The organism is Nocardiopsis sp. EMB25, from assembly GCF_026797795.1.
GTDB classification, from domain to species: Bacteria; Actinomycetota; Actinomycetes; order Streptosporangiales; family Streptosporangiaceae; genus Nocardiopsis; species Nocardiopsis lucentensis.
Genome location: NZ_JAMTDN010000001.1, coordinates 6,343,256 through 6,359,943, shown reverse-complemented (window position 1 = coordinate 6,359,943; position 16,688 = coordinate 6,343,256). Strand labels below are relative to the sequence as shown.

The following is a 16,688-nucleotide window of genomic DNA, read 5'->3' as shown; positions in this document are numbered from 1 at the left end:
CTCCTAGCTGGTCGGGGTCCTACAGGGACACCAGGTCGGCGGGCGAGGACAGCGTTCCGCGCACCGCCGTGGCCGCGGCCACCTGCGGCGACACCAGGTGCGTACGGCCTCCGCGCCCCTGACGGCCCTCGAAGTTGCGGTTGGACGTGGAGGCGCTGCGCTCGCCCGGCTTGAGCTGGTCCGGGTTCATGCCCAGGCACATCGAGCACCCGGCCTCGCGCCACTCGGCCCCGGCCTCCTCGAAGACCCGGCCGAGCCCCTCCTCGTTGGCCTGCTCCTTGACCCGCATGGAGCCGGGAACGACCAGCATGCGGACACCGTCGGCGACCTTGCGGCCCCGCATGATCTCGGCCGCGGTGCGCAGGTCCTCGATCCGGCCGTTGGTGCACGACCCCAGGAAGACGGTGTCGACGCTCACCTCGCGCATCGGCGTGCCGGGGGCCAGGTCCATGTAGGCCAGGGCCTTCTCCGCGGCGGCGCGGGCGCTGGAGTCCGCGAAGGAGGCGGGGTCGGGCACGGAGGCGTCCAGCGGAACGCCCTGGCCGGGGTTGGTGCCCCAGGTGACGAACGGGCTCAGCTCGTCGGCGTCCAGGACCACCTCGGCGTCGAAGACGGCGCCCTCGTCGGTGCGCAGGCTCTTCCAGTGCTCGACCGCCGCGTCGAAGTCCTCGCCCTTCGGGGCGTGGTCCCGGCCCCGGATGTAGTCGAACGTGGTCTGGTCGGGGGCGATCATCCCGGCACGGGCGCCCGCCTCGATGGACATGTTGCACACCGTCATGCGGGCTTCCATCGACAGCGACTCGATGGCCTCGCCGCGGTACTCGATGACGTAGCCCTGGCCGCCGCCGGTGCCGATCTTGGCGATGACCGCGAGGATGATGTCCTTGGCCGACACACCTGGCTTGAGCGTGCCGTTGACCGTGACGGCCATGGTCTTGAAGGGGGCCAGGGGCAGCGTCTGGGTGGCCAGCACGTGCTCGACCTGGCTGGTGCCGATGCCGAAGGCCAGCGCGCCGAACGCGCCGTGGGTGCTGGTGTGGCTGTCACCGCAGACGATGGTCATGCCGGGCTGGGTCAGGCCCAGCTGGGGGCCGACGACGTGCACGACGCCCTGATCGATGTCACCCATGGGGTGCAGGCGCACCCCGAAGTCCGAGCAGTTCTTGCGCAGGGTCTCGACCTGCTTGCGGGAGACGGGGTCGGCGATCGGGGCGAGCAGGTTCTGGGTGGGGACGTTGTGGTCCTCGGTCGCGATCGTGAGGTCGGGGCGCCGCACGGAACGACCGGCCAGGCGCAGGCCCTCGAAGGCCTGCGGGCTGGTCACCTCGTGGACCAGGTGGAGGTCGATGTAGAGCAGGTCCGGCTCGCCGTCGGCACGTCGGACGACGTGCTCCTCCCAGACCTTCTCGGCCATCGTGCGTGCCATGGGCGATCGCCTCTCTCGTTCTTCGTCTCGGGCCCGTGTCGTGGTGGACCCAGCGCGGACGTGCGGGCTGACTTGCATTCCATATTTCGAGACGGCAATATCAAGTCATGGACAACTCTAGCTCATCCAGCGGCGTCGGTGTGCTGGACAAGACGATGTCCGTCCTCGATGCGTTGGAATCGGGTCCGGCATCCCTCGCCCAGCTGGTACAGATCACCGGTCTGGCGCGGCCCACCGCGCATCGCCTGGCCGTCGCCCTGGAGCGACACCGCATGGTCGCCCGCGACAGCCAGGGCCGGTTCGTGCTGGGTCCGCGACTGGGCGAGCTCTCCATCGCCACCGGCGAGGATCGACTCCTGGCCGTGGCCGCGCCCGTGCTCGTCCAGTTGCGTGACCTGACCGGGGAGAGCGCCCAGCTCTACCGCCGTCAGGGCGACCTGCGGGTCTGCGTGGCCGCCTCCGAGCGCACCAGCGGACTGCGCGACACCGTGCCCGTCGGCAGCGAACTGCCCATGAACGCCGGTTCGGCCGCCCAGGTGCTGCTCGCCTGGGAGGACCCCGACCGCATCCGCCGCTCCCTGGTGGGCGCCCGCTTCACGGCGGCCAGCCTGGCCCAGGTACGCCGCCGCCGCTGGGCCCAGAGCGTGGCCGAACGCGAGCAGGGCGTCGCCTCGGTGTCGGCCCCGGTGTCCGGCCCGGGCGGGCGCGTGATCGCCGCCGTCTCAGTCTCCGGACCGATAGAGCGCCTGACCCGCTCACCCGGTCGGATGCACTCCCAGGCGGTACTGTCGGCCGCCGAGAAGATCAGCGAGTCGCTGCACACCTACGAGGGGCGGTAGGCAGTACCTTTCCTGGTCCCGCCGCCTCGCTTCGGCCCGCCCGCCGCCCAACACCGCCTGAGGGGCCGCTCCACGGCAGGACGGGCACCCTCAGGCGGACGCCCAAGGCGCGGCCCCATCCACAGGAACCCCGCCGACGGCCGAACGAAAACCCCCTGGGGTGACCGTTCCAAGAAACAAAACCCGACCCACCACCCACAACCGATGCCCGCCGCCCCGTAGTCCCCGCACCACCAGCCACCACCGCCAACCCCACGACACACCAGCCGACGACCGCGCCCGCCGAACCCCGGCGGACGCGGTCGTTCGCGTGCTCGGGAAAGGCACCCCGACCGTGGACACTTATTGACAGGATGTCTAACATGACAGAATGTCTCACACGAAAGTGACCGGGAACACACCCCCTCAGGCTGAGCTCGACGCCTTCCGCGAGCTCCAACAGCTCGCCTACCAGGCCGCCGGTGACGTGGCGGCGACCCTCGAACCCGGTGTCACCGAACGCGAGGCGGCCCGCCGCATCCGTGAGCACCTCGAAGGACACGGGGCCCAGGACTGGTTCCACACCCCCTTCGCCTGGTTCGGTGACCGCACCGCCTTCCGAGGCTTCACAGTGCCCCTCCAGTTCTTCCCGTCCCGGCGCAGGCTGGAGGAGGGAATGCCGTTCATCCTCGACTGCGCCCCCGTCCGCGACGGATACGTCGCCGACATCGGCTACTCCGGATACCTCGGCGAGAACCCCCTGCACGACCGGCTCATGGACGACCTGCGCGCCCACCGCCGCCTGATCGTCGAGCGGGTCCGCGCGGGCGACACCCTCCAGGACGTCTACCGCTCCGTCGACGCCCTCATCCGCGACCAGGGCTACGACAACCGCCACCAGGTCTATCCAGGCCGCGTCATCGCCCACCAGGTCGGGAAGGTGCGATCGAGGCTGCCCCGGGCGATCGTCGCGGGCTTCGGGGTCCGCTCCCTCCAGACCCTCGTCGGCGACCTCGTCGTCGAACGCATGCACCACCGCTCCCCCCTGTGGGCGGACGGCGACATCTCCGCCCACCCGGCCACCCCCGGCATGTGGGCGGTCGAACCCCACATCGGCTTCCGCGACATCGGCGTGAAGTTCGAGGAGATCCTCGTCGTCACCGAGGACGACGCCTACTGGCTCGACGACGACCTGCCGCACGTGCGCAGGTGGGACTCCCGCGCCCTCCCCTCACCCTCCACCACCGCCACCAGCGAGGTGACCCGATGAACTCCCCGTTGCGCCCCCGCGGCCACGTCACCGCCTCCGACGGCCAGCGCCTGGCCGTCCACACCGCCGGGGACCCCGCGCGTCCCACGCTCCTGCTCGTCCACGGCTACCCCGACAACGCCTCCGTCTGGGACGCCCTCGCCACGGACCTCGCCGCCGACCACCACGTCGTCGCCTATGACGTGCGCGGCGCCGGACGCTCCACCGCCCCCGACGACCGCGCCGGCTACCGGATGGACCAGCTCGCCCGGGACGTGGTCACCGTCGCCGACGCGGTCAGCCCGGACACGCCCGTCCACCTCGTCGGCCACGACTGGGGCGCCATACAGTCCTGGCACGCGGTCACCGAGCCCGCCCACGCCCACCGCTTCGCCTCCTACACGGCGGTCTCCGGACCCGACCTCGACCACGTGGGCCACTGGTTCCGCCGCCGCCCCGACGGCCTGCGCCACGCGCTGCGCCAGTCCGTGCGCTCGGGCTACATCGGGTTCTTCCACCTGCCCGGAATCCCCGAGGCCGCCTGGCTGACCGGTATCGGCGGCCTCACACTGTCCGCGCTCGAACGGATCGGCGGCGGACCGCACGCCCCCGCCCGGCGAGCCACCCGCGACTACCTCAACGGACTCGCGCTCTACCGGGCCAACATGCTCCCCCGCCTCATCCGCCCCGGTGAGCGCCGCACCGACGTGCCCGTCCAGGTCCTGGCGCCCACCCGGGACGCGTTCATGATCGACCAGATCCAGTCCAACGCCGCCCGCTGGGTCGATGACCTGCGCTTCCATCGCTTCCAGGGCGGCCACTGGACCCTGCGTTCACGTCCGGCCGCCGTCGTCACGCGTGTGCGCTCCCTCGTCGAGGAGATCGAATCGGGGGCGCCCCGCCCACGCCGTGTCCGCACCGCGCAGCAGGCCCGGCGCCACGGCGGAGCCTTCACCGGCCAGGTCGCCGTGGTCACCGGGGCGGGCAGCGGCATCGGCCGCTCGCTGTGCTTCGAACTCGCCGAGCGCGGTGCCCGGATCGTGGCCGTCGACATCAACGGCCCCGCCGCCGAGCGCACCGCCGAGCTGTCCGCCATGCTCACACCCGGCGCGGGCGCCCAGCGCGTGGACGTCACCGACGCCGCCGCCATGGCCAAGCTCGCCGAGTGGGTCCGCGACGAGTACGGAGTCCCCGACCTCGTGGTCAACAACGCGGGGATCGGTGTGGCCGGCCCCTTCCTGGACACCACCGCCGAGGACTGGGAGCGGGTCGTGGACATCAATCTGTGGGGCGTGGTCCACGGCTGCCGCGCCTTCGCCCCGATGATGGTCGGGTCCGGAGGCGGCGGCCGCATCGTCAACACCGCCTCGGCCGCCTCCTACCTGCCCTCCCGGGTCTACGGCGCCTACGCCACCACCAAGGCCGCCGTCCTCATGCTCAGCCGGAGTCTGCGCGGCGAGCTCGCCGCCGGCGGTGTCACCGTCACCGCCGTCTGCCCCGGCCTGATCAACACCGGGATCATCTCGAACGCCCGGCTGTCGGGCATGGGCGAGCGCTCCGCCGCCAAGGACCGGCTCAACCGGCTCTACCGGCTGCGCGGCTACACCCCCGAGAAGGCGGCCCGACGCATCACCGACGCCCTGGACCGCGACCCGGAGATCGTCCCCGTCACCGGCGAGGCCCACGCGGGTCTGCTGCTGTCCCGTCTCAGCCCCGGCGCGATGCGCGCCGCCGCCCGCTTCTCCCCGCCGGTCTGACCCGGCCCTCCCCCAACCCAGCACCGCACTGGAGGCACACCATGAGCACCGACCCCGGGGCCACCGGCACCGAACTCCGTCCGGACGAACCCGACCGCCTCGTCCTGCACGCCCGCGACGTCCAGTTCGACTGGAGCCGCCTGGACCTGCACTGGATCCCCGGCGAACCGTTCGCCACCCACGTCATCAACGTGCTGCACCTGTTGCTGCCCGAGGGTGAGCGGTGGTTCGTCGAGGTCTTCAAACAGGCCGTCCCGTACATCACCGACGACCAGCTCCGCGAGCAGGTCCTCGGGTTCATCGGTCAGGAGGCCGTGCACGCCGAGGCGCACGCGGGCGTGCTCGACCACATGGACGCCCACGGGCTGGACCCGACACCGTACGTGGAGCAGATCGCCTGGCTCTTCCGGATCGTGCTCGGCGACCGCGACCTCACCGGACGAAGCGCCGAGTCCTGGCTGCGTACCCGTCTGGCGATCATCGCCGGGATCGAGCACTACACCGCCGTCCTCGGCCAGTGGGTGCTCGACGCGAAGGAGCTCGACCGGGCCGGCGCCGACGAGACCATGCTCGACCTGCTGCGGTGGCACGGCGCGGAGGAGGTCGAGCACCGCGCGGTCGCCTTCGACCTGTACATGCACGTGGACGGGGGCTATCGCCGCCGCGCCCTGGCGATGGGGATCTCGGCGACCGTGCTCGCCGCCCTGTGGGTGCGCGGCGTGGCGTTCCTCGTCCGCGCCGACCCCCACCTGCGGGGCCGCGTCGACGGGCGCGTACCGCGCGCCTCCTGGGCCCTGCGCGACGCCAAGCGCGGCCTGATCCCGCACGTGGGCCGCCTGGTCCGTGCCGTGCCCGAGTACCTGCGCCGGAAGTACCACCCCTCCCAGCACGGGTCCACGAGTCAGGCCGTCGCCTACCTGGCCGTCTCCCCCGCCGCCCGCGCGGCCGAGGCCGCCGGGCAGGGGGCGTCCCGGTGACCGGCGCCGACCGCGGGGACCACGGCGCCTCCGGTGTCAAGCACAGCGCCGAGTACTACGCCCGCCCCAGGCCGCCCAGGAGTCTGTTCCGCGGTGGCGGCCCCGACCGCTTCATCCGGCGGATCGCGCGTCTTGCGGACACGGTGGAGCCGATCACCGCGAAGCTGCCGCCGGGGCACCCGCCCCCGGCACCCACCGGGAACCTGCCGGTCCGGGTCGCGCGGGTGGAGCGCCCGGCACCGGACGTCGCCGCGCTCACCCTGGTCCACGAGGAGCCGGGCACACCGCTGCCCGCCTGGCAGCCCGGGCACCACGTGGACGTGGTCCTGGGCGGCGGTGTCGTACGCCAGTACTCTCTCAGCGGGGACCCCCGCGACCGCTCCTCCTACCGGATCGCCGTCCGCCGGATCCCGGACGGCACCGGGTCGGGCCTGGTGCACGCGCTGGGGGAGGGCGACGCGCTGGGGCTGCGCGGTCCGCGCAACGCCTTCCCCTTCGCCCGCGCCGACCGGTACTTGTTCGTCGCGGGCGGGATCGGCGTCACCCCGATCCTGCCGATGGTGCGCGAGGCGCACCGTTCGGGGACCCCCTTCCGGATGGTGTACACCGGCCGCTCGCGGGAGAGTATGCCGTTCACCGGCGAGCTCCCCGACGGCGTGGACGTGTTCGTGCGCCCCGACGACGAGTACGGCGTCCCCGACGCGGAGGAGATCCTGGCGGGGCTCACCCCGGGGACGGCGGTGTACGTGTGCGGCCCGGCACCGCTGATCAACGCCGTGCGCGACCGGGTCCCGAACGGTGCGCCGTTCTTCTCGGAACGGTTCGCGCCCGCGCCGATCGTCGACGGGGAGCCGTTCGAGCTGCGGCTCGGCCGCGACGGGCCGGTGGTGTCCGTCCCGGCCGACGAGACGGCGCTGGACGCGGTCCGGGGGGTGCGCCCCGAGACGCCGTACTCCTGCCGCCAGGGTTTCTGCGGCACCTGCCGGGTGCCCCTGTTGGAGGGCGCTCCCGACCACCGGGACCGTCCCACCGGCGGCTCACCGCGCGGCGGGGAGTTCGCGTTGTGCGTGTCGCGGGCCCGGGCGGGTGAGCGACTGGTCGTCGACGTGTGAGATCCCGGACGTGGACGGCGGAGTCCACGCCCGGGCGGGTAGGTTCGGGGAAAGGCGTACGACGTTCCCAGGAGGTCACGACGACCGTGGTGTCTCACAGGACCGACCGTCACCAGGCGCGGGTGACCACACGGTCGGAGGCCCCGGCGGCCACGCCGGGGACCAGGCGGCGGCCCCGCCGCATGGCGCCACAGGAACGCCGGGAGGACCTGATCCAGACGGCGCTGCGCGTGTTCGCGCGGCGCCCGCCCGGTGAGGTCACACCGGAGGAGATCGCGGAGGAAGCGGACGTGTCGCGGGCACTGGTCTACCGCTACTTCCCCAACATGGCCGAACTGCGTCGTGAGGCGCTGGCGAAGGCGATGGACGAACTGATCACGCGGCTGGTCCCCCCGGACGGCCTTCCGCTGCCGGACCAACTGCGGTTCGGCCTGCGCGCGTTCATCACCTTCGCCGACTCCTACGCTCCGGCGTACGCGGCGCTGCTCAACGGCGGGTCGATGGTCGCCACCGAGGAGACCGAGGCCGAGATAGACCGTGTGCGCGACGCGACGGTGCTGCTGGTCCTGGACCGTGTCGGGGTCACGGACCCCTCCCCCAGGTTGGTCCTGGCGCTGCGGTGCTGGAACTCGGTCGTGGAGACCGCGGTGATGCGCTGGCTCCGGGAACGGGGGATGACCGCCGACGCCCTGGCCGAATGGCTGCTCGACCAGCTCGTGGCGATGATGGCCGCGTCGGGCGGCCCGGAGGAGGAGTTGGCGAGGACGGCCGCCCTGGTCGGCGCCCGGGGGGAGTGAGGGACACCGGGAGTCCGTTCGCGCCCCTGGGCCGGGAGCGGCTGTCCCGGCTGGACTCGCGGCTGTTCCGCTGCCGGCGGTCCGGGAACCGGCCCCGTGCGCGCCGAAGGCCCCGCTCCGTGGGAGCGGGGCCTTCGTTATGTGTACCCCCGAGCGGATTCGAACCGCCGTTACCGCCTTGAGAGGGCGGCGTCCTAGGCCACTAGACGACGGGGGCCGGGCGATCCAAGCGCGATCGTGAAGACTACGATACCCGCTCGAACCGGACATCAGCGACAAGCGCTGACCAGAAAGGAAGCTCCCACGGTGTGGGAGCCTCTCCCTGTGGTACCCCCGAGCGGATTCGAACCGCCGTTACCGCCTTGAGAGGGCGGCGTCCTAGGCCACTAGACGACGGGGGCGCACCTTGGGTCGATGACCCGTGCGGCTCACGGCGAACCGCGAGACCGGAGCTGGGCTACCAGGACTCGAACCTAGACTAACTGAACCAGAATCAGTCGTGCTGCCGATTACACCATAGCCCAGTGCTTTCAGTGGGACCTGGTCGCTTTCGCTTCCCTGTCCCCCTCGGCGACGTCGTTAACTCTAGCGGACATTCGGAGTGCTCGCGAACCGAAATCGGGGTGGCCGGTCTGTGGCCCCGGCCACCCCGCCTGGTCACGCCTGCGCGGCGTCCTTCTCCTGGTTCCGGAGCCGCTCCAGGGCGGCACCGATCCGGGACAGGACCCGCTCGCGGCCGAGCACCTCCAGCGACTCGAACAGCGGCAGGCCGACCGTACGCCCGGTCACCGCGACGCGCACGGGCGCCTGTGCCTTGCCGAGCTTGAGCCCGAGCGAGGCGCCGGTCTCCTCCGTGGCGGTCTTCAACGCGTCGGCGGTCCACTCCTGGCCCGGGTCGGCGAAGCGGGCCTGGGCGGCCTCCAGCATCTCCCTGCCCACACCCGGCTTCATCGCCTTGTTCCAGCTCTTCTCGTCCTCCACGGGCTCGCTGAGGAAGAGGAAGTCCACGTTGGGCACGATCTCGCTGAGCACGGCCACCCGGCTCTGCGCGAGCGGGGCGACCGCCCGGAACACGGCGGCGTCGTAGTCGGCCGGGTCCCAGGGGGCGGCGTCACCGGACAGCCAGGGCTGGCAGCGGTGGATGAAGTCGTCCAGCTCCAGGGCACGGATGTACTCGCCGTTGAAGGCGCGCAGCTTCTTCTCGTCGAAGAAGGCGCTGGAGCTGTTGACGTCGGCCACGCTGAACAGCGGCTGCATCTGCGACCACGGCATGATCTCGCGGTCGTCGCCCGGCGCCCAGCCCAGCAGCATGAGGTAGTTCACCATCGCCTCGGCGAGGTAACCCTCCTCCTGATAGGACTCCAGAGCGACCTTGTCGCGGCGCTTGGACAGCTTCTTGCGCTGCTCGTTGACGATCACGGGCAGGTGCGCCCACACCGGCGGGGTCAGGCCCAGCGCCTCCCACAGCAGCTGCTGCTTGGGGGTGTTGGACAGGTGCTCCTCACCGCGGATGACGTGGGTGATACGCATCTCGACGTCGTCGACCACGTTGGCCAGGACGAAGAGCGGGGAACCGTCGGCGCGGGCGATCACGAAGTCCTCGATGGCGGCGTGGTCGAACTCCACCCGGCCGCGGATCCGGTCCTCGACGACCGTCGGCCCGCCGTCGGGGACGCGGAACCGCAGGGCGCGCCCCGGCCCGGGCTCCAGCCCGCGGTCACGGCAGAAGCCGTCGTAGCCCAGGTTCGGGTTGTCGCGGCGCTCCTGCACCTGGTCGCGGGTGCAGTCGCAGTAGTAGGCGCGGCCGTCCGCGTGCAGGCGCTGGGCGGTCTCGCGGTGCTGGTCGGCGTAGGACGACTGGAAGTAGGGTCCCTCGAAGTGCGGGTCGGCGTCACTGATCCCCAGCCAGGCCAGCGCGCGGATGATGCCGTCGGTCCACTCCGGACGGTTGCGGGCCGCGTCGGTGTCCTCGACGCGGAGCACCATGCGCCCCTCGGGGCTCTGCTGTGCCAGGGCCCAGTTGAAGAGCGCGGAGCGGGCGCCGCCCACGTGGAACATGCCCGTGGGGGACGGGGCGAATCGGGTGCGAATAGGAGTCTCAGTCACGGCCACCAGGGTATCGGGGGTGGACGTGCACTCCCGGAACATCGCTGGTGGGAATACCGTGCCGGGAGGAGAGGGCCGGGTCGGGGGGAGGCCGCCCCGGGTCAGGTCGTGGCGGACAGGGGCCGGGGGTAGGCGGGACCCATGCCGAACTGGATCGAGAGGGCGTCGGCGAAGGCCGCGGCGATCTTCAGCTCGCCACCGGAGTTGGGGTGGGTGCCGTCGTAGGCGTCCACCGCCGGGTCCCAGCCGTCCGTTCCGGCCACGTTCACGCTGACCACGGGGGAGGCTGCCGTGGTCAGGTCCGCGGCCACCTCGCGGACGATCTCGTTGTAGGCGTACACACGCAGCGCGAAGCCCTCGTCGGTCTCGGTGAGGGCGATGGGGAGCGCCTCGGCGACCACCACGCGCAGGTCCGGGTTGCCCCGCCGGGCGGCCTCCACGTAGTCGCGTAGGCGCCGCTCCATCTCCTCGGGCTCCACCGGCCACAGAAGGTCGTTGACGCCGATCATGACGCACAGCACGTCCGGCTGGTGGACCCGGACCTCCTCCTCGATGGAGCCGAGCGCGTCGAGCAGGGTGCGCCCCCACAGGGCGTTGTGGTCCTGGTCGAAGCCGGGGTCACGGTACTCGACCGTGGCGGGGTCCCCATCCGCGCCGGGCCAGCCGGTCGCGGACGGGTCGGTCGGCTCCCGCGAGGCGCCCGACCCGTCGTCCTCGGCGGTCGGCACCGGGAACATCATGTCCCGGGTCGCCGGGTCGCTGTAGGGACCGACGAAGTCCAGATCGTCGACGTGCGGGGCGAGGTGGTTCCACAGGTGGTAGCGCCAGGTCCAGTCGCCGTTGGCGCCCTGGGTCATCGAGTCGCCGGCGATCATGACGCGGCTGGGTTCGCGCACGGGGGCCTCCTGCGCGGGGTCGCGGTCAACGGGTCCGAACCGGGTGAGGGCCCAGAGGCCTCCGCCCAGCGCGACGAGCGCGATCGCCAGCGCTCCGGCGATGACGAGCGGTACTGGGCGTCGGCGCGTGGCCACGGGGATCCTCCCGTTGTCCCGGGGGCGGCGGTAGGCAGAGCGTACCGCCACCCCCGGTTCCGCCGGGGGTCGGGGCGCACGGCTCGCGACCGCGGCCCACGTCCGGGTCGCACCGGACCGCCCCTGGTCACGGCGGGTCAGGGGCCGCTCACGACGGGGCGGTTCCAGGGCGCGCGGCGTCAGTCACGGGCGACCACGCGGTTGCGGATGGCGCCGAGCCGCTCGACGGTCACCGCGACCTCCTGACCGACCCGCACCTGGCCCACACCCGCCGGGGTGCCCGTGAGAACCACGTCGCCCGGGAGCAGGGTCATGAACGAGGTGACGTACTCGATGACGGACGGGATGTCGTGGATGAACCGGGACGTGTGCCCGTCCTGTCGGACCTCGCCGTCGACCGTGGTGGTCAGGGCCAGGTTCTGGGCCTCCTCGACGGACAGCCCGGTGGTGATCCAGGGGCCGAGGGGGCAGAAGGAGTCGAACCCCTTCGCCCGGGTCCACTGCTTGTCGCGCTTTTGGAGGTCGCGGGCGGTGACGTCGTTGGCCACGGTGTACCCGAAGATGACGTCCTTGGCGCGTTCGCGGGGCACCTCCCGGCACGGTCGGGAGATGACGAGGGCGAGCTCGCCCTCGAAGTGGACCTCCTCGGAGGCCGCGGGGTGGAAGATCGGGTCCTGCGGGCCGGTCACGGCCGTGGAGGGCTTGAGGAAGACCACGGGCTCGTCGGTGGACTCACCCGTCACCTCGCGCATCTCCTCGACGTGGTCGGCGTAGTTCTTGCCGACGCACACCACCTTGGTGGGCAGGACGGGCGACAGGAGCCGGACGTCGGAGAGCTTGGCGCGCTCACCGGTCGGAGTGATGTCACCGAGCAGGGGGTGCCCGTTGAGTCGGGCGACGAAGTCCTCCCCACTGTCGGTGTCGGTCTCCACCAGCCCGAACCCGACGTCGTCCCCGGACGCGAAACGCGCGATACGCACCTGATGCCTCCCAGCACCCCCGTCGACTCACTTGCGGTTGAAGGGTAACCGCGCCCGGCACCGAGAGCACACGCCGCCGGGCCGGATGCCCGACATCCCGCCACGCACCGGGCTTCCCGGGTCACACCTTGGCGCGATTTTGGGTCCGACTCTGGCATGCTGGAACGGACGTCCGTTGTCGAGAGGTTGCTGCCCGTGCCCACGTCCGCTTCGCGCAGGCGATCCCGCGCCCGGCACCGTCGGCGCCGCCGGTATCCGATGGGCCTGGCGCTCGGCCTGTGCCTGGTCTCCGGCGCTTCCGTCGTGCTCATGGTCGCCGTGCCCGAGCCCCGGACCAGCATGGGCGACCCCGCGGAGACCGGCGCGTCCGCCCTCCTGGAGGGCGGGGCGGTCGGCGGCACGGACGCCGAGCGCGGCTCCGGGGGCTCCGTCGGCGCATCCGCCACCGTCGTCCCGGGCGACGGCCCCGAACCGCGGGCGAGCGCGTCGGAGGAGGCCGAGGAGGACGCCCCGGTCCTGCTCCGTTCCGTGGAGGAGGAGGTCGACACCGCCGACGGTGAGATGAGCACCGTGGAGGGTGAGAGCGAGGTCATGGGCGAGGGCCCGCTGCTGACCTTCGCCGTCGAGGTGGAGGAGGGGCTGCCCGGCGACGACGGGGACTTCGCGGCCGCCGTGGAGGAGATCCTCGGTGACCCCCGTAGCTGGGGCAACAACGGCGAGCGATCGGTCCAGCGGGTGGACGGGGACGACGCCGACGTCCGTGTGATCCTGGCCGCACCGGACAGCGTCGACCGGCTGTGCGCTCCACTGCGCACCAACGGGTTCGTCTCGTGCGCCAACGGCAACCGCGCCATCATCAACCAGAACCGGTGGGTGTCGGGTGTGGAGCACTTCGACGGCGACCTGGAGACCTACCGGATCTACCTGATCAACCACGAAGTGGGCCACACCCTCGGCCAAGGCCACGTGTTCTGCCCGGGTGAGGGCGAGCCCGCACCGGTGATGCAGCAGCAGACCCTCGACCTCCAGGGCTGCGAACCCAACGGATGGGTGTACCCGGACAACGGGTGAGCGTGTTCGTTTCGGGCCTGCCGCTTCGCTTCGGCCCGCCCGTCGCCCGCCACCGCCCTCAACGGACGCCTCCGGCGCGGTACTCGGCTCTCGTCGGGCGCCCGAAGGACGACCCCCTCGCGTCTCAGCCCTGCGGGTAGCCCTGCCTGAGCAGGCCGTAGGTGACGGCTTGCTCGAGCGCCACCCACGACGCGTCGACGACGTTCGGACCCACTCCGACCGTGGTCCACTCCCCCACGCCGTCACTGAAGGTGATGAGGATCCGCGTGATGGCGTTCGTACCGGAGCTACCCTCCAGGATGCGGACCTTGTAGTCGGTCAGCTCCAGCCCGGCCAGGGCCGTGTACACGCCCTCCAACGCGTTGCGCAGCGCGCGGTCCAGCGCGTTCACGGGGCCGTTGCCCTCGGCCGTGGCGATCACGCGCTCACCCTTGACCGCGAGCTTCACCGTGGCCTCGGTCAAGCTCTCGTACCGGTCGTCCAGGGGGCTGGCGCCGCTGGTGGGGCGCCGTTCGGTGATGACCCGCCAGGACTCGGTGTCGAAGTAGCGCACCGGCTCGCCGAGCTCCTCCCGCAGGAGCAGCTCCAGTGAGGCGTCGGCCGCCTCGAAGCTGTACCCGGACAGTTCCAGGCCCTTGACCCGGTCCACGACGCGGCCCGAGAGCTCGCGGTCACCGCCCAGGTCCAGTCCCAGCTCCTGGGCCTTCAGCTCGATCGAGGCCCGGCCGGCCATGTCGGACACGAGCATGCGCATGCGGTTGCCGACGAGGGCGGGGTCGGTGTGCTGGTACAGGTCGGGGTCGACCTTGATCGCGGAGGCGTGCAGTCCGGCCTTGTGCGCGAACGCCGACACCCCGACGTAGGGCTGGTGGGTGTCCGGCGTGAGGTTGACGATCTCCGCGATGGCGGTCGCCACCCGGGTCATCTCGGCCAGGCAGCCCTCGGGCAGGACGTCACGCCCCTGCTTGAGGGTGAGCGCGCCGACGACGGAGAACAGGTTGGCGTTGCCGACCCGCTCGCCGTAGCCGTTGGCCGTGCACTGGACGTGTGTGGCCCCGGCGTCGACGGCGGCGAGGGTGTTGGCGACGGCGCAGCCGGTGTCGTCCTGGGCATGGATGCCCAGGCGCGCCCCGGTGGCCTCACGGACCTCGGTGACCACTCGGGTCACATCGGAGGGCAGCATTCCACCGTTCGTGTCGCACAGCACGACCACGTCCGCCCCGGCCTCGGCGGCCGTGCGGACGACGTCGAGCGCGTGCTCGGGGTCATGGTGGTAGCCGTCGAAGAAGTGCTCGCAGTCCACGAACACCCGCTGCCCGTGTTCGCGCAGGTGGGACACCGTGTCGGCGATCATGGCGAGGTTCTCGGGCAGGGTCGTGCGCAGGGCCCGTTCGACGTGCCGGCCGTCACTCTTGGCGACAAGGGTGACGACCGGTGCGCCGCTGTCGCGCAGAGCGGCCACCTGTGGGTCGTCGGCGGCCTTCACCCCGGCTCGGCGGGTCGCGCCGAACGCGGTGAGTTGCGCGTGCCTCAGCGTGAGCTCTTGTGAAGCCCGCTGGAAGAACTCGGTGTCCTTGGGGTTGGCCCCCGGCCACCCTCCCTCGATGAACGCCACCCCGAAGTCGTCGAGCAGCTGCGCGATGGCCAGCTTGTCGGAGACCCGCAGATTGATCCCCTCGCGCTGGGCGCCGTCGCGCAGCGTGGTGTCGAAGACGTGGAAACCGTCATCCCTCATGGGTGGTACTCCCGAAGGTGGACGCCGGGGCACCGACCCGGCCAACAAAAAAGACCCCTCGTGGACACGAGAGGTCAGCGCGCTGGCAGGGTCCGTGTGGACTGTCCCGGCGTGGATGGGCAGTCGGTCAGCCAGCGCGCCTCACGATAATGAGAACCTGAGACGGCATGAGGCCAGTGTGCCACACGAGAGCGGAGTCTTCGGTGTTCACGGGCCGATTGTCTCACCATACGGGACAGAGATTTCTCTTTTCGGACTTCCCGCCTCGGTCCGCCCACGTCGGGGCCGACACGACAGCGAGCCGCCCGGGGGTCCCGGACGGCCCGTCGTATGTGCTCTGGTCCTCCGCTTCGCTTCGGACCGTGTTCGGGAAGGGAAACCCCTAGAAACGGGTGATCCACCCGTACTTGTCGGCGCGCTGCCCGGTCTGGAGCCCCACGAGCTCCTCGCGCAGGCGCATCGTGACGGGGCCCGGGGTTCCGTCGCCGATCCGGAACTCCCCGTCGTCGCTCTTGACGAAGCCGACGGGGGTGATCACGGCGGCGGTGCCGCAGGCGAAGACCTCGGAGATCTCACCGGACTCGGCGGCCTCGCGCCACTCCTCGATGGACAGCGCCCTCTCCTCGGCCTCGTAGCCGAGGTCGGGCGCCATCCGAAGCAGCGACTCACGGGTGATGCCCGGCAGGAGCGTACCGGTGAGCGGCGGCGTGCGCAGACGCGCGTTCTCGCCGGTGCCGAACACGAACCACAGGTTCATGCCGCCCATCTCCTCGACCCACCGGTGCTCCCGGGCGTCGAGCCAGACCACCTGGTCGCAGCCCTTCTCGACCGCCTGCGCCTGGGCGAGGAAGCTGGCCGCGTAGTTGCCCGCGAACTTCGCGGCGCCGGTCCCGCCCGGGGCGGCCCGCGTGTAGTCCTTGGACAGCCAGACGGTCACCGGCTTGACGCCGCCGGAGAAGTAGGAGCCGACCGGCGACGCGATCAGGAGGTAGACGTAGCTGCGGGAGGGGTTGTTCACCCCCAGGCCGACGTCCGTGGCGATCATGAACGGGCGCAGGTACAGGCTGAAGTCGGGCTTGCTCGGGACCCAGTCGCCGTCGTGCTCGAGGAGGAGCTCGATCGACCGGAGGAAGAGGTCCTCGGGAAGGTCCGGCATCGCCATGCGGGCGGCGCTCTTGTTGAACCGCGCCGCGTTGGCCTCCGGGCGGAAGGAGGCCAGGGAACCGTCCGGGTGCCGGTAGGCCTTGAGGCCCTCGAAGATCTCCTGCGCGTAGTGCAGGGCGGCGGTCGCGGGGTCCAGGCTCAGCGGACCGTACGGCTCGAGCTTGGCGTCGTGCCACCCCTTGCCCTCGGTGTATCGGATGGTCACCATGTGGTCGGTGAACACCTGGCCGAACCCGGGATTCTCCAGCAGTTCCTCTCGCTCCTGCGGGGTCTTCCGCTGGTCGGAGAGCTGGATGTCGAACGTCAACCCGCTTGTGGTGGTGTTGTTGTTCATGTTGTCGTTGGTCCTCTCGGGTGCAACAGGTCGGCAGCGCCGCCGACCTGGGATCTAGTCTGTCGGATGAGCGCACCCGGTGCCAGACCGGAGGTGGGCGTGCGACGGGCGCGCTCGGTGGTACCGGGCGC

13 protein-coding genes and 3 tRNA genes are annotated in these 16,688 nt (G+C 71.4%); 7 read left to right on the top strand and 9 right to left on the bottom strand.

Going from position 1 to position 16,688, the window contains the following annotated elements:
• Positions 1-19 precede the first annotated feature (19 nt).
• On the bottom strand, positions 20-1,426 hold the full coding sequence (gene leuC / locus KIK06_RS28310; protein ID WP_017598176.1) for a 3-isopropylmalate dehydratase large subunit: 1,407 nt from the start codon (positions 1,424-1,426) through the stop codon (positions 20-22).
• Between the two features lie 155 nt (positions 1,427-1,581).
• Here leuC and KIK06_RS28305 point away from each other — a divergent pair, with 155 nt between their 5' ends.
• The 6 genes from KIK06_RS28305 (at position 1,582) to KIK06_RS28280 (ending at position 8,136) form a co-directional block, all read left to right on the top strand.
• The gene (locus KIK06_RS28305; protein ID WP_026127527.1) at positions 1,582-2,265 is read left to right on the top strand and encodes an IclR family transcriptional regulator; all 684 of its coding nucleotides are present in this window, start codon (positions 1,582-1,584) and stop codon (positions 2,263-2,265) included.
• Between the two features lie 370 nt (positions 2,266-2,635).
• Positions 2,636-3,514: a M24 family metallopeptidase gene (locus tag KIK06_RS28300; protein WP_268645730.1), complete on the top strand. Its 879-nt coding sequence runs from the start codon at positions 2,636-2,638 to the stop codon at positions 3,512-3,514.
• Positions 3,511-5,250, top strand: a complete 1,740-nt coding sequence (locus KIK06_RS28295; protein ID WP_268645729.1) for an SDR family oxidoreductase — start codon at positions 3,511-3,513, stop codon at positions 5,248-5,250. Before KIK06_RS28300 ends, KIK06_RS28295 begins: the two co-directional genes overlap by 4 nt.
• A 41-nt stretch (positions 5,251-5,291) precedes the next feature.
• A complete protein-coding gene (locus tag KIK06_RS28290) occupies positions 5,292-6,227 on the top strand; it encodes a metal-dependent hydrolase (protein ID WP_017598172.1) in 936 nt (311 codons plus the stop codon).
• Positions 6,224-7,339 (top strand): PDR/VanB family oxidoreductase, encoded by a 1,116-nt coding sequence (locus KIK06_RS28285; protein WP_268645728.1) that lies wholly within the window; start codon positions 6,224-6,226, stop codon positions 7,337-7,339. Before KIK06_RS28290 ends, KIK06_RS28285 begins: the two co-directional genes overlap by 4 nt.
• Positions 7,340-7,521: 182 nt before the next feature.
• Positions 7,522-8,136, top strand: a complete 615-nt coding sequence (locus KIK06_RS28280) for a TetR/AcrR family transcriptional regulator (protein WP_017598169.1) — start codon at positions 7,522-7,524, stop codon at positions 8,134-8,136.
• 144 nt (positions 8,137-8,280) lie between these two features.
• On the opposite strand, the gene KIK06_RS28275 is transcribed toward KIK06_RS28280, so the two are convergent.
• The 6 genes from KIK06_RS28275 to KIK06_RS28250 all read right to left on the bottom strand — a co-directional run bounded on the left by KIK06_RS28275 (position 8,281) and on the right by KIK06_RS28250 (position 12,253).
• Positions 8,281-8,353: transfer RNA gene (locus KIK06_RS28275), tRNA-Glu, on the bottom strand.
• Positions 8,354-8,461: 108 nt separating this feature from the next.
• Positions 8,462-8,537: transfer RNA gene (locus KIK06_RS28270), tRNA-Glu, on the bottom strand.
• A gap of 51 nt (positions 8,538-8,588) precedes the next feature.
• Positions 8,589-8,660 (bottom strand) — tRNA-Gln (locus KIK06_RS28265).
• Between the two features lie 133 nt (positions 8,661-8,793).
• Positions 8,794-10,242 (bottom strand): glutamate--tRNA ligase, encoded by a 1,449-nt coding sequence (gene gltX / locus KIK06_RS28260; protein ID WP_268645727.1) that lies wholly within the window; start codon positions 10,240-10,242, stop codon positions 8,794-8,796.
• Between the two features lie 101 nt (positions 10,243-10,343).
• The gene (locus tag KIK06_RS28255; RefSeq protein ID WP_026127526.1) at positions 10,344-11,279 is read right to left on the bottom strand and encodes a GDSL-type esterase/lipase family protein; all 936 of its coding nucleotides are present in this window, start codon (positions 11,277-11,279) and stop codon (positions 10,344-10,346) included.
• 173 nt (positions 11,280-11,452) lie between these two features.
• Positions 11,453-12,253, bottom strand: a complete 801-nt coding sequence (locus KIK06_RS28250) for a fumarylacetoacetate hydrolase family protein (RefSeq protein ID WP_017598166.1) — start codon at positions 12,251-12,253, stop codon at positions 11,453-11,455.
• Between the two features lie 258 nt (positions 12,254-12,511).
• Between KIK06_RS28250 and KIK06_RS28245 the strand changes: the two genes are divergently transcribed.
• Complete coding sequence (locus KIK06_RS28245; protein WP_268646239.1) at positions 12,512-13,324, top strand: DUF3152 domain-containing protein; 813 nt, start codon at positions 12,512-12,514, stop codon at positions 13,322-13,324.
• A 124-nt stretch (positions 13,325-13,448) separates the two neighbouring features.
• Here the strand turns inward: KIK06_RS28245 and cimA are convergent, their stop codons facing one another.
• Together cimA and KIK06_RS28235 are read right to left on the bottom strand one after the other, a co-directional pair.
• The gene (gene cimA / locus KIK06_RS28240) at positions 13,449-15,059 is read right to left on the bottom strand and encodes a citramalate synthase (RefSeq protein WP_017598164.1); all 1,611 of its coding nucleotides are present in this window, start codon (positions 15,057-15,059) and stop codon (positions 13,449-13,451) included.
• A gap of 382 nt (positions 15,060-15,441) precedes the next feature.
• Positions 15,442-16,557, bottom strand: coding sequence for a branched-chain amino acid aminotransferase (locus tag KIK06_RS28235; RefSeq protein ID WP_268645726.1), 1,116 nt, complete (start codon positions 16,555-16,557; stop codon positions 15,442-15,444).
• Positions 16,558-16,688: the final 131 nt, after the last annotated feature.

Coding starts and splice junctions, on each gene's coding strand:
- leuC (WP_017598176.1), bottom strand. CDS start 1,426: ATGGCACGCACGATGGCCGAGAAGGTCTGGGAGGAGCACGTCGTCCGA.
- KIK06_RS28305 (WP_026127527.1), top strand. CDS start 1,582: ATGTCCGTCCTCGATGCGTTGGAATCGGGTCCGGCATCCCTCGCCCAG.
- KIK06_RS28300 (WP_268645730.1), top strand. CDS start 2,636: ATGTCTCACACGAAAGTGACCGGGAACACACCCCCTCAGGCTGAGCTC.
- KIK06_RS28295 (WP_268645729.1), top strand. CDS start 3,511: ATGAACTCCCCGTTGCGCCCCCGCGGCCACGTCACCGCCTCCGACGGC.
- KIK06_RS28290 (WP_017598172.1), top strand. CDS start 5,292: ATGAGCACCGACCCCGGGGCCACCGGCACCGAACTCCGTCCGGACGAA.
- KIK06_RS28280 (WP_017598169.1), top strand. CDS start 7,522: ATGGCGCCACAGGAACGCCGGGAGGACCTGATCCAGACGGCGCTGCGC.
- KIK06_RS28245 (WP_268646239.1), top strand. CDS start 12,512: ATGGGCCTGGCGCTCGGCCTGTGCCTGGTCTCCGGCGCTTCCGTCGTG.
- cimA (WP_017598164.1), bottom strand. CDS start 15,059: ATGAGGGATGACGGTTTCCACGTCTTCGACACCACGCTGCGCGACGGC.
- KIK06_RS28235 (WP_268645726.1), bottom strand. CDS start 16,557: ATGAACAACAACACCACCACAAGCGGGTTGACGTTCGACATCCAGCTC.